Annotated in this window: 10 protein-coding genes; 3 read left to right on the top strand and 7 right to left on the bottom strand. The window is 66.6% G+C overall.

What is annotated here, in order from left to right; genetic code table 11:
• The first annotated feature begins 243 nt into the window (after positions 1–243).
• The 3 genes from HWX25_RS32010 (at position 244) to HWX25_RS32000 (ending at position 3,447) form a co-directional block, all read left to right on the top strand.
• Positions 244–1,386: a DUF2827 domain-containing protein gene (locus tag HWX25_RS32010; RefSeq protein WP_059532481.1), complete on the top strand. Its 1,143-nt coding sequence runs from the start codon at positions 244–246 to the stop codon at positions 1,384–1,386.
• Between the two features lie 751 nt (positions 1,387–2,137).
• On the top strand, positions 2,138–2,941 hold the full coding sequence (locus HWX25_RS32005) for an EAL domain-containing protein (RefSeq protein WP_059818561.1): 804 nt from the start codon (positions 2,138–2,140) through the stop codon (positions 2,939–2,941).
• A 62-nt stretch (positions 2,942–3,003) separates the two neighbouring features.
• The gene (locus HWX25_RS32000; protein WP_175912567.1) at positions 3,004–3,447 is read left to right on the top strand and encodes a hypothetical protein; all 444 of its coding nucleotides are present in this window, start codon (positions 3,004–3,006) and stop codon (positions 3,445–3,447) included.
• Between the two features lie 42 nt (positions 3,448–3,489).
• Here the strand turns inward: HWX25_RS32000 and HWX25_RS31995 are convergent, their stop codons facing one another.
• The 7 genes from HWX25_RS31995 to HWX25_RS31965 form a co-directional block, all read right to left on the bottom strand.
• Positions 3,490–5,460 (bottom strand): FkbM family methyltransferase, encoded by a 1,971-nt coding sequence (locus HWX25_RS31995; RefSeq protein ID WP_175912565.1) that lies wholly within the window; start codon positions 5,458–5,460, stop codon positions 3,490–3,492.
• 23 nt (positions 5,461–5,483) lie between these two features.
• On the bottom strand, positions 5,484–6,620 hold the full coding sequence (locus HWX25_RS31990; protein WP_175912564.1) for a DUF2827 family protein: 1,137 nt from the start codon (positions 6,618–6,620) through the stop codon (positions 5,484–5,486).
• A gap of 28 nt (positions 6,621–6,648) precedes the next feature.
• Positions 6,649–7,116, bottom strand: coding sequence for a DUF4019 domain-containing protein (locus tag HWX25_RS31985; protein WP_175912562.1), 468 nt, complete (start codon positions 7,114–7,116; stop codon positions 6,649–6,651).
• Positions 7,117–7,141: 25 nt separating this feature from the next.
• Entirely contained in the window at positions 7,142–8,296 is a 1,155-nt protein-coding gene (locus HWX25_RS31980) for a DUF2827 domain-containing protein (RefSeq protein WP_175912560.1), read from the bottom strand.
• 14 nt (positions 8,297–8,310) lie between these two features.
• Complete coding sequence (locus HWX25_RS31975) at positions 8,311–9,456, bottom strand: DUF2827 domain-containing protein (protein ID WP_059818566.1); 1,146 nt, start codon at positions 9,454–9,456, stop codon at positions 8,311–8,313.
• A 399-nt stretch (positions 9,457–9,855) separates the two neighbouring features.
• The gene (locus HWX25_RS31970) at positions 9,856–10,530 is read right to left on the bottom strand and encodes an OmpA family protein (RefSeq protein WP_059818567.1); all 675 of its coding nucleotides are present in this window, start codon (positions 10,528–10,530) and stop codon (positions 9,856–9,858) included.
• Between the two features lie 123 nt (positions 10,531–10,653).
• The coding region (locus HWX25_RS31965) for a YadA-like family protein (RefSeq protein ID WP_175912558.1) at positions 10,654–12,759 on the bottom strand (2,106 nt) is incomplete at its 5' end.

Below are 12,759 nucleotides of genomic sequence, written 5' to 3'. Positions count from 1 at the left end.
CGGTGTCGGTCAACTCGCGCGTGTCGGGCCAACAACAGGCTCTTTTGCATTGGAAACGCGCCGAAAGCGCTACGCAAGAGCCAGTGCAGACCCTCGTCCAGGCTCCTGTTCCATTGGAAAGCGCTGCGCGTATGACCATGCATGACAGTCTGGCGGCCGGCGCTCCGCTAGACTGGCGGATTGCTCGCGCGGCCGCGTGCCGCGCGCTACACTGCGTCCATTCAACCTCCCATCCCGCCGACGATGACGTCTCCTGTCCTGAACGGCCTGCGCATCGGTATCACGATCGGTCTGCGCACCCCCGACGAAAGCCTGTGGATCAACGGCATCAAGCAGAACGCGCTGTTTCTCGCGAAGCTGCTGATGGCGTCGCCGCACGGCTACCGCGTGACGCTGGTCAACACGACCGACGTGCCGCTGACCGATGCGCTGCCGTGGGATCGCACCGTGTACGACACGCGTGCGTTCGCGGACATGAAGGATGCGCTCGACGTGGTGATCGAACTCGGCGGCCAGATCGACGCCGCGCAGACGGCCTACCTGAAGGCGCGCGGCGCGAAGATCGTCAGCTACTGCTGCGGCGTCGAGTACATCAACGCGATGGAATCGATGCTGTTCGGCCGCCGGCTGTGGGATTCCCTGTTCATCAACCGCGGCTACGACGAAGTGTGGGCGATTCCGCAGATCGCGCCGTCGTCGCTGCCGTTCCTGCAGTCGCTGCGCCGCTGCCCGGGGCGCGTCGTGCCGTTCGTGTGGGATCCGATGTTCCTCGACGCGCGAGCGGCATCGCTGCCCGGGCACGGCGAGTACCGCCCGCGCAGCGAGCCGGGCAAGCGCCTCACGGTGATGGAGCCGAACCACAACGTCGTGAAGTTCTGCGTGTACCCGATGCTGATCATCGACGAAGCGTATCGCCGCGACCCCGATGCGATCTGCTTCGCGCACGTGACGAACGCCGACCGTCTCGCGCACGACAGCCCCGAGTTCGTGATGCTGATGAACTACCTGGACATCGTGCGCGCCGGCAAGGCGAGCTTCGTCGGTCGCTTCGACACGCCGCTGTTCCTGGCCGACCTGACCGACATCGTGGTGTCGCATCAATGGTCGAACCCGCTCAACTACTTCTATTTCGACGTGTGCTGGCAGGGCTATCCGCTCGTGCACAACGCGAGCCTCGCGCCCGATCTCGGCTACTACTACCCGGATAATGACGTGCAGAAGGGCGCGGAGGCGTTGCTGCACGCGCTGCACACGCACGACGACGACTGGGAAGGGTACACGCGGCGCCAGCGCGAGATCCTTGGCCGCTATACGTCGGCGAACCCCGCGCTCGTCGCCGAATACGATGCGCTGCTCGCGAACCTGATCGGCGCGACGGCGGCGTGAGTTGCGCGTGCCGCCAGCCGTCGTCCGGATTGTCTCCGGTTAATGTCTGAAGAAATGATGCCATTAAAAAAGAAACCGTCGAACCGGGGAAGATTCGACGGTTTTGAAGGCACGAATTTGACGGCTCCGAGGGAAGTCCGTCAGAAATTATTTTAGAGGTTAACGAGTCGGAAAGATTGTTAAACATCTTTCAATCGACGGCGGTCATATAATTCGGGCGGATATTATCGCCTCTGACTTGTATGATTAATATTCGATCATTATCAATATCGTTTGAAACAACGGAATTCAATTCTGCGGAGACCGAATGTGCCCTGTCGAGTCATCGGCGGCACAATGTACGGGCGGCTGTGGCGAAATCCGGGCGTCGAGCCCGCGCAGTTTTCTCTGGCGGTTATTTGTCATACAAAAATATCGAACGTCCGATTTTTGAAACGAGTCACGCGGTAAATCGATTCGCCGAGTGATGTTCGATTGGATCAAAATAAACGATATCGATTGGCGCTTTGCGGATGATTTTGTGTAATCTGCCGCACTGTTGTCGACGTGCCCGCGTGGTGTATTTCCCGTATTTGAATATCGTTGACAATATCGGGTTTGACGGCGCGCTGAAATAAAAAGTACGCTCCCGGAAAAGATCAAAACAAGAGGATGGGCCGGGTAGGCGGTGGCGCGTGTCGTGGTCGGCTCGCGCCATATGTATCGAGAGCGCGGGCCGTCATCGGCGGTCCGACATTTGCCGGAGCGCCGGATGAATGCGGTCGAACCTCGCCTGGAGGCGAACAGCGTTGCGAATCGGGACGAGATCGATCTCGTGTTCGGCGCGCATGACGATCACCCCGACCTTGCGTCGGTACGCAGTTTCGTCGAAAGCCGGCTCGGATTCGCGCGCGAGCCGGTCTGCCGCGCCGACCTGTCGGGCGGCGTGCTGTATCACGAATGCCTCGCGCGGCTGCGCTGGGGATCGCGCGATGCATTGCCGCCGCTCGCGTTCCTGCCGCGCCTCGAATCGCTCGGGTTGATGCGCTGGTTCGACCGCCTCGTGGTGGGCCGGACGATCGACGCGCTGCGCGCCGATCCGAATGCCGTATACGGCTGCAACGTCGCGGCGATGAGTGCGGTGGTGGACGACGCGTGGCTGGCCATTTTCAGGCGGCTCGAGCGCGAGCCGTCGGTCGCGGCGCGGCTGGTCGTCGAGATTACCGAGACGGGGCCGCTGAATCCCGTCGCGGGCCGGTCGTTCGTGAACCGGTTTCGCCAGGCCGGGTGCCGCGTCGCGATCGACGACTTCGGCGTCGGCTTCAGCGCGCTGAACAACCTGGTGGTCGGCAACCCCGATATCGTGAAGCTCGACAGGTCCGTCCTGTCGCTGATCAAGCGCAACGCGATCGGGCGTTACCAGTTTCGCCGGCTGATCGCGTTCGCGCATGAAAGCGCGCGGCACGTCGTTGTCGAAGGCGTGGAGAACGAGATCGACCGGCAGATCATCCTGGATTCCGGCGTCGCCTGGGCGCAGGGCATCCGCTTTACATGGCGGTCGCCGGCCGCCGCATGACGCCGCGGCGCGGGCGCGGCGCGCCGGCATCGGGCAACGAAGGATTGCAAAGGGGCGTGGGTATGGCGGCGACGAAGAAGGCCGGGCACGGAACGGGCACGCAGGCGGTCGATGCGCGCGAACTCGTCGCGATCGCCGAACTGGCCGACATGCTGTGGCAGTTCGGCGCCGAATCGACTGATGCGCCGCTCGACGTCGCACCGTATCTCGATGGCCTGAAGGCCGTTGCGCATCGTATTCGCCGGATGAAGCCGCTCGACGCCGACGGCCGCGAACTCGCGGCGCGGCACTACTATGCCGGCGTGTTTGCGGGCGCCTGCGGCGACGATTCGGCGATTGCGCGCGGCGTATCCGGCAGCCTCGCGCGGCACGCCGGCCAGGTCAGCCGTGCCGCGCTCCGCTGTTTCGCGGGGCTGGCGCGGATCGGCCGCCGGCACGGCCGCCTGTTCGCCACGCACGGCGGCGACCGGGTGCCGCCCTGGCGCCCGCTCGCGCACCGCGCCTGACGTTCGCCGATCGCGCGCGTGCGGCGCCCGGCAAGCGCCCCGTCAGTCTTTTCCGAATCCGCCGAGCACGAGCGCGAGCGCGCGATCGACCGCATCGTCCCATTGACCCGGATGAGCGGCGCGCACGATCCGGATGCCCGGATACAGCGCGGTACGCGAGCCGGTTTCCCAGCGCGCATCGGCTTTCGGGCTCAGCAGCAGGACCGCCGGCACGCCCAACGCGCCGGCCAGATGGATGTGCGCGGTGCAGGTGGTGACCACGGCGTCCATCGCGAGCATTAGCGCGGCCAGATCGCTGAAATCGCCGATCGCGTGATGCGGGAACGTGATCGGCAGATCCGACGGCTCGGACTGCGCGGCGATGTCGCGGTTGATGCAATACGCGGCATGGCCATGCAATTGCGCGAGCGGCGCGAGGTCGCGCAGGCTGGCCGCGCGCAGGAAGCGTGCATCGCTTTCGTCGCGGCCGCGCCAGTTGAGGCCGATGCGGCGCGTGCCCGGTGCGCTGCCGTCGCGCGCGACGCGTTCGCGCCAGGCGGCCTCCCGTTCGGGCGGGCACGACAGGTACGCGGCCGGCGCGCCGGCCGGTGCCGGCGCATAGCCGAACTGCGCGGCCAGCACGAGGAACGAACACCAGTAGTCGTGGGCGAGCTGCGACGTGTCGGCCCATGCGCCGTGCGCGCCGACGAATTCGATGCGCGGGAACGTGTGGCGCATCAGGCCGGCCAGCGCGACCGGGACGATGACCGTCACCGCCGCGCAGCCGAGCGCGTCGAGCGCATGCAGGTAGCGTGCGTACTGGAGCTGGTCGCCGACACCGCCGTAGCTGATCACGAGCAGCCGCTTGCCGTGCAGCGGCTGGCCGTCGTAGAGCCGTTCCATCGGGAGCCCGAACTGCGCGGCGGTCAGCACGTTCTCGCTGGCGAGGGTCGCGCGCGCGGCTTCGTCGCGCCGGCCGGCACGCAGCAGCAGCGCCGAGCGCGCGAGTTCGACACGGCCACGCAGCGCGTCGGGCAGCGTGGCCGGATCGCCGATGCGTTCGAGTGCCGCGAGCCCGGCGTCGGGCGCGCCGGCGAAGCCGTAACACGATGCGAGCTGGAATGCGATCGCCTCGTCGTCGAGGCCCCGGCCGCGCGCGCGCAGCCAGCGGCCGATCGCGTGGCCCCATTCGCAGCGCGCCTCGTGTTCGAGCGCACGGTTCCAGTGCACTTCGGGCGGGGCGGTCTCGGGGGCTTCGCCCGCATGCGCGTCGTCATGTGCGCGAGCGGATGCGCCGCCGACCGGCTCGCCGGAGATGAACAGGCGCTGCCGGTCCCAGCGCGGGTTCGGCACGCACAGCAGATTCGGCCCGTCGAGCCGGTAGAACGTGTAATCGAGACCGGCGAACGTATCGATGACGCGTGCGTCATCCGCGTCCCGGTATGCGATCCAGCACCACGGCAGATGCGTTTCGATCGACTGGCGTGCACCGCGCAGCGCGTCGATTTCCATTCCATCGATGTCGAGCTTCAGGAAATCGACACGCGGCAGGCCGAGCGAATCGAGCCTGACGGTCTGGGCGGGCGTGCCGTCGGCGGCGGGCGCGTCGACATGTGCGGGCGGTTCGGCGTCGGCGGGCCGTCCGTCGTCGACGTCGGGCACCGTCATCGTGCCGTTGCGGCTCGCGAGCCCCATGTTCCGCAGATGAAGGTTGTCGAGCTGATTGAGCGCGACGGTGCCGCCGAGCGCATGGAACAGCATGCGCCGCGGCTCGAACGCATGGACGTGACCGCCGCGTTCGCGCAAGCGCTGCGCGATCGGCACGCAGACGAGTCCCGCATTCGCCCCGCCGTCCACCGCGATCGCGCCGTCGGGCAACTGGTCGATCACCTGCATGATTGCGTCGAGCTCGCCCTGGTTGTGCGGCCGGCCGGTCTTGATCAGCGCGTCGGCCTGCCGCGTGCTGTGCCGGTCGATGACGAACGGGCCGTGGATCGAATCGACCACGACGAAGTTGCGGGCGGTGTGCTTCATGAACGGATGGCGGACGGATGCGCTCAGCCGAGCGCGCGCCCGGCGAACAAGCGCTGGATCTGCTCGGAATACGCGCGAACGTTGTGGTCGGCGAGCGTGTCGACCTGCTGCAGACAGCGGCGGGCCGCCGCGGCGTAATCGTCGAGCCGCGCGTCGTGCATTTGCGCGGCGGTTGCGATCGCGCGCGCCGCGTCGAAGATCTCGAAGTCCGGGTAGTAATAGCCGACGTCGCGCAGGAACGGCGAGTTGTGCACGAGCGGGTAGTTGCCGTACAGCGCGTCGTACAGCAGGTAGTTCAGGCCGTTTTCCCAGTGGTGCGACACGACGATGTCGGTGTGATGCGCGGCCCACGCGACGAACGGCGCGCGCACGTCGGCCGTCGCCTTGCCGTCGCGCACCATCTCGAGCCCGAGCGCGAGATGCTTGAAGGCGACGTTTTCCTTCTTGTCGAACGTGTTGGTCATGTACACGTGCTCGACGAGCTCCGGGTGCTCGACGTAGCACGCATTCGCGGCCAGCATCGGCACGATCGAACTCTTCACGACGTTGAGGTTCGGTTCGAAGAACGCGATGCGCTTGGCCGGACCGTGATTGCGATAGCCGAAGCGCGCCTTCAGTTCGGGATCGGCGTCGAGGCTGCGTTCGATGAAGTACGGCGACCAGATGTGCGGCAGGTTGACTACCGGTGCGCGATACACGGCCTGGAAGTAGGCCGCGCACGTATGCATGTGCTGCGGGTTGGTCCAGATCTCGTCGAACTGCACGCGGTTCGGGTTCGGCCGCCAGGTGTTCTTCTCGAAGTTGATCGTCTCGACCGCGATCACGTAGTCGTTGCCGAAGCGGTACGACACGCACTTGCCGCCGCGCTGGCGCACCGCGTCCGTGTGCGACGGATCGATGAACGCGTTCATCTCGATCAGCAGGTCGGTCTGGTGGACGATCGACGACAGCGGCCGCAGCGCGTCGCCGAACGCGTCCATCATCAGCGCCTGCGGGTAGTCGGTGATGCCGTCGTCGTGCGCGAGCCACACTTCGCCGATCAGCGGCGAGCGTTTAAGCAGCATGTACAGGTACACGCAATGCTGGTTTGCGCCGTTGTACCAGATCGACTGCGTCGCGTCGCGCTGAACGTTCATCGTAATCGCGACATTGATTTTCATCGGCGGCTCCGGGTGGACGGTTCGCGGTTCAAGGCGTGTCGTTCTGCGACTGGCGCGGCACGTAGCCGGTCAGGTGCCAGCGGCCGTCGTCGTCGAGACGAAAGCTCAGCTTTTCGTACACAGTCGTCCCTGTCTTGAGCGTCGTCGTAAAGTCGACATTCGCATAAAGCCCGTCGGGCATCGACGATGAATTCGTGTAGCGAATGCGCGTGATCTGCGCCCAGCCGCGATGGCTGACCATGCCGACCGACTGGCGCGCGCGCTGCATGTCCAGAGCGAACTGGTCCTGCTTGATGCGCGCCTTCACGAACGCGGCGGAGTCGTTCCACACCATGCCGTACTGGCCGGCGTCGAGTTGTTTGAAGACCGCATCGGCATCGCGCAGCAGCGCGTCGGCCGATTCGCCGTCGACTTGCGCGTGCGCACCGATCGCGATCGACGCGATGGCGCAGCCGATCAGCCATTTGGTTCGGGCGAGGGGCGGGTGTGCGTTCATGTTGAGGCCCGGAGCAGGCGGCGCGTCATGCGTCGCGATAGAGCGATGCGATCGCGTCGGAATATGCGGCGACGTTGTCGGGGTTGTAGATGCTGACCGAGTCGAGCACGTGCTTCGATTGCTCGCGGTACGCGTCGAGGTTCGCATCGTGCTCGGCGAACGCCTGCAGCAGCGCGCGGCCGCCGGCCTGGCAATCGAAGTCCGGATAGAAATACCCGGCCTTGCCGAGGAACGGCGAGTTGTGGATCAACGGATAGTCACCGTACAGCAGTTCGTAGTACAGGTAGTTCTGCGCGTTTTCCCACGTGTGCGACACCACCGCGTCGCCGTAGGCGGCCATGAACTCGTACACCGCATAGCGGCTTTCGAACGTCGTGATCCCGTGGTTGACGATGTCGAGGCTCTTCGCGAAGTGAACGAAGGTCGCATGGTCCTTCAGGTGCAGCGTATTGCACACGCGCACGAACTCGAGGAACTTCGGATTCGCGCGGTACGCCTCTTCCGTGACCAGCATCGGGATGATGCTCGTCTTCACCATGCAAATGTTCGGCTCGAACATCGTCACGCGCCAGCGCGGCTTGCCGGGCTGATAGCCGAACGACAAACCGGCGCCGAGCGTCGCGCGCGCCTTGTCGAACAGCATCGGATGCCAGATGTGCGGGACGATCGTGACGGGCGCGCGCAGGCCCGTCTGGTAGTAGTGCAGGCACGAGCGCTCGAATTCCGGAATCGTCCACACCGCGTCGTACGGCGCGCCCGAGAACAGGAAGCCCGACGGCTTGTCGAACATCGCCCGCTCGATGTCGATCACGTAGTCGTTGCCGACCCGCATCGTGACGAGCTTGCCGCCGCGGTCGCGGAACGCGCGCAGGTAGTCGGCGCCGAACTGCGCGCTCATTTCGATCAGCACGTCGCAGCGCTCGAGCGCTTCGTCCATCGACAGGAGCGGCACGTCCCATTCGCCGAGCATCATCTGCGGATCGGCGACTTGTTCGCCGCCGTTCACCATCACGGCTTCCGCGACGAGCGGCGACTGGCGCAGCAGCAGGATCAGCAGCAGGCAGTTCTGGAAGATGCCGTTTTCCCACAGCGACTGGCCGGCGCCGCGCACGAACAGCGACACGCCGACGACGAGACGCTTGCCCTCGCCGGGCGCTTGACGGGCTTTGGAGTCCGACATGCGTATGCTCCGGTTCAGGCGACCAGGCGCGCGACGAACGCGTCCAGGTTCGCGGGGTTGTCGATCGAGACCGACTGCAGCAGCCGGCCAGCTTTCGCACGATAGTCGTCGAGCCGCTCGTCGTGATGCAGCCATGCATCGCGCAGCGCCTGGCCACCGCCGGCGGAATCGAAATCCGGGTAGTAGTAGCCGGCGTCGCCGAGCAGCGTCGAGTTGTGGATCAGAGGATAGCCGCCATACAGCACGTCGTAGTACAGATAGTTCTGCGCGTTTTCCCAGTGGTGGGACACGACGGCGTCCGCGTGGCGCGCCATGAAGCCCGGCAGGTCGATGCGCGGCTCGAACGTCGCCTTTTGCTGGCGCACGAGGTCGAGGCTGTTGGCGAAATGCACGAACGTCGGATGCGCCTTCATCTGCATCGAGTTGACGACGAACAGATGCTGCACCGCGTCCGGTTGTGCGCGGTAGAACTCGTCGCACGCAAGCATCGGGTAGTGGCAGGACTTCACGACCGAGATGTTCGGCTCGAGCGTGGCGAGATTCCAGGGACGGCGGCCCGGCCGATAGCCGAACGTCAGGCCTTCGCTCGCCAGCGCGGCAATGCGGCGATCGAGGAAGTACGGCGACCAGATGTGCGGCATCAGGTGTACCGGCGCGCGCAGCAGGGTTTGCAGCATCGGCGCGCCGGTCTTCGCGTATTGCGGCAGCAGCCACGCCTCGTCGAACGGCGCACCGTTGTAAACGTGTCCCGACGGCTTGCCGAAGATCGGCGTTTCGCACAGGCCGGCGTAGACATGTCCGCAAAAGAACGCGGCAATTTTCTTGCCGAGCGCCTTCATGTGCCTGAGCCATTCGACCGGCAGTTGCGCGCCCATCTCGATCACGACGTCGAGTTCGTGCGTGACGTCGGAAGGCTTCACGAGCGGCACGTCGAGGCCGTCGAGGTCGAGGCCGGTCGGCAGTGCGTTGGCGTCGCCGCCGTTCAGGAAATAGACGGGGCCGACGCGATCGGAGCGCTTGAGCATCATCGCGAGGAACGCGATGTTCTGGTGAATCCCGTTTTCCCAGATCGCTTGGCCGTCCCGCGCAAACAGCGAGATGCCGACGGCCGGCCGTTGCTTGCGGGTGCCGCCCGAGGCGGCTTGATTGATGTCCGTCACCGGTTGGTTTCCTCTGCGGCGTCGTGCGTTCGGCCGTGGCCGCGAAACGGCGCGCCGTGGATTGTCGTGGTCGCGTTCGCGCCGGCACGCACTGGAATGTGCGTCGAGCGGCGCGGATCGCGAGGCGGCCGCAGGATTCCGGAGTGTCGTCGGGCGGGTCTGGCACGGCGCGCGACGCGGTCGGAACGCTCCGGCAGCTGTCTGCGGCGATTGTGGCACGGAAGGCGCCGCTTTGTGGAGGGGGCTGACGAACTTTGACATAGCCGCCGGCACGGGAGCCGGGGCCCCGGCGAAGCGTGGGCGACGGGCTCGGCAGGGTGCCGGCGGGGCAACCGCGCCCTGCCGGCGAGGGCCGTCGCGCGCAGGCGCGGGGGCGCCCGGGCCGCGACGGCCGGCTGCTCAGCGCTGCAGCGAGATCTCGACGCGGCGGTTGCTCGCGCGGCCTTCGGCCGTCGCGTTGGACGCGACCGGATCGGTGCTGCCGCGGCCCGTGACCGAGACGGACTGCGCTTTCAGCCCGTGCGCCTTCAGGTAGCTTGCGACGGTTTCCGCGCGGCGCTTCGACAGCGCGAGATTGGCGGCGTTGCTGCCGACCGAATCCGTATGGCCGGTGACCGTCACCTGCGTGTACGTGCGGTCTTCGCGTTCGCTCAGCAGCTTGTCGAGCGATGCGCGCGCGGCCGGCGTGAGCGTGGCCAGGCCCGTCGCGAACAGCGCGTCGCCCGCGAGGTTCACATGTTCGACCGCCGCGGGCGCGGGGGCCGGCGCCGGCTCGGCGGCCGACGCTGCCGCGGCCGGCGCGGCACCGCACTGGAATACGAGCGTCGCGGGATCCGAGCCGTCGCGCAGCGCGCGGGCCGAGTCGACGGTGCGCACCGGCTGGTCGCCGCAGATCTTGCGGGCGGCCTTCATGCAGGTCTGCGGGCCCGACAGCAGGCCGTGGCAGTCCACCTGGAAGGTGCGCACGCCGTCGCGCGGCTGCAGTTCGGATGCGCTGAAGGTCGGGCCGGATGCGGTCGAGCACGCGGCGAGGGCCGTTGCGGAAAGCGCGAGCGCAAGAGCGAGTTTGTTCACGATTACGTCCTCAATGCTTGGGTTGACTGAAGCCCGCCACGCGTTGCGCGGCGGGCTCGTCCTGCCGTCGGGGCCGCCCGCCGCCGTCCGGCTCGTGAGCCGGCGGCGTGGCGGCGCGACGCGTTACTTCCACTGGTACAGCATGCCGGCGCCGATCACCTTCTGACCGCCGCTGAAGCCGCCGTTGATCGACGCCTTCAGGTTCTCCGTGATGCGCGCCTGCATGTTGACCGCCATCGCCTTCTGACCCAGGAACGACGCGGTGCCGACACCCATCCCGAAGTTGGCGTCGCGATCGAGCTGCGGGATCGACGCCATCGCGCCGACGGCCGCGATACCCTGCTTCGCCATCTGGTCGGTCTGCTGCAGTTGCGAACCCAGCGAGTTGATCTGCGCCTGCTGGCCCGACAGTGCCGTCGACAGCGTCGTCTGCACCTGCGTCAGCTGGTTCACGTTCACTGCGTCCGTGCCTTGCGTACCCGGCGCGACGTTCGTGATCTGGCGCTGCTGCGTGTCGCTACCGACCGACACCACGTTCGAACGGCCGCCGTCGTTCGAATTCGCGCCGATCGCCACCGAGTTCGAGCCGGCGGTGACCGTCGGCCGGTCGGAGCCGGTGCCGGTCATGTCGGCCGCGACGGCGGTGCTGTTCAACGTGCGCGTCGTGTTGTTGTTGATCGTGTTCGACAACTGGTTCACCTGATCGCCGAGATTCGTCACGCCGGTCGACAGCGAGGCCACCGTGCTGTTCGTCGTGCTCAGGCCGGTCGACAGCGAGCCGATGCCGGTCGACGTCGACGTGGACAGCGACGTGAGGTTGCTGTTCGTCGAGCTGAGGCCCGTCGACAGCGAGCTGATCGCCGTCGAGGTCGACGTGGACAGCGACGTGAGGTTGCTGTTGGTCGAGCTCAGACCCGTGGACAGCGAACCGATGCCGGTCGACAGCGACGAGATGTTCGACGCGGTCGACGTCGACAGGCTGTTGACCGCCTGGTTCGTCGCGTTGAGCTGGCTGCCGTTGATCGCGTCCGTGCTGGTGGCCGATACCTGGCCTGCCGCGACGTTCGTGATCTGGCGTTCCGCACCGGGGGCGCCGACGCTGAAGACGCCCACCGGCGAGGTGCCGTAGACCGGGTACGTGATGCCGCCGACCGTGACGCTCGACACGCCGACGGCGTTGCCCGTGGTCGAGTTCGCGCCCATCGCGATCGAGTTCGCGACATTGGCCTGTGCGTTCGTACCGAAGGCGACTGCATCCGCGGCGGTGGCCGACGCACCCGAGCCGTAGGCCTGGGCGCCGGTCGCACTCGCGACAGCCTTGTTGCCCAGCGCGATCGTGTTGTCCGCGGTGGCCTGGTTCGAGCTGCCGAGGGCGAGCGCGCTGTTGCCGGTTGCCGTGTTCGCGTTGCCGAGCGCCACCGCGCCGGTGCCGGTCGCCGTGTCGTTCGCGCCCATCGCCACCGCGCCGGTGCCCGTTGCGATGCTCGGGTCGCCGATCGCGACCGCGCCGTCGCCGCTCGCCGTGTTGCCGGAGCCGATCGACACCGCCTTGCCGCCGGTGGCCGATGCGTTCTGGCCGATGGCGACCGCGCCGGTCGACTGTGCGTTCGAGCCGTCGCCGACCGCGACGCTGCTGGCGCCCGCCGCGCTGGCGTTCACGCCGGCTGCCAGCGAGTTGACGCCCGTCGCGCCGTTGTTGGCGTAGTTGCCTTGCTGCGTGCCGTTGTCGTTGACGCTGTAGTAGTGCGTCTTCGCGGCTTCGATCGCGGTCGACGTCGAGGTGGACAGCGACGTGATCGAGCTGGTTGCCGAGCTGAGGCCGGTCGAAGTCGAGGTCGACAGCGACAGCACCGTGCTGTTGGTCGAGCTCAGGCTGGTCGACAGCGAGCTGAGGCCGGTCGAGGTCGAAGTCGACAGTGACGTGACCGTGCTGTCGGTCGAGCTCAGGCCGGTGGACAGCGAGCTGATGCCGGTCGAAGTCGACGTGGACAGCGACGTGATCGTGCTGTTGGTCGAGCTGAGGCCGGTGGACAGCGAGCTGATGCCGGTCGAGGCCGAGGTGGACAACGACGTGATCGTGCTGTTGGTCGAGCTGAGGCCGGTGGACAGCGAGTTGATGCCGGTCGAGGTCGACGTGGACAGCGAGCTGATCGAGCTGGTTGCCGACGAGAGGCCGGTCGACGTAGAGGTCGACAGCGAAGCCACCGTGCTATCGGTCGAGCTGAGGCC

Source organism: Burkholderia sp. BCC1640 (assembly GCF_902833125.1).
In the GTDB taxonomy this organism is placed as follows: domain Bacteria; phylum Pseudomonadota; class Gammaproteobacteria; order Burkholderiales; family Burkholderiaceae; genus Burkholderia; species Burkholderia diffusa.
Note: the sequence above shows the minus strand (reverse complement) of the source record. Positions and strands in the feature narration are given on the sequence as shown.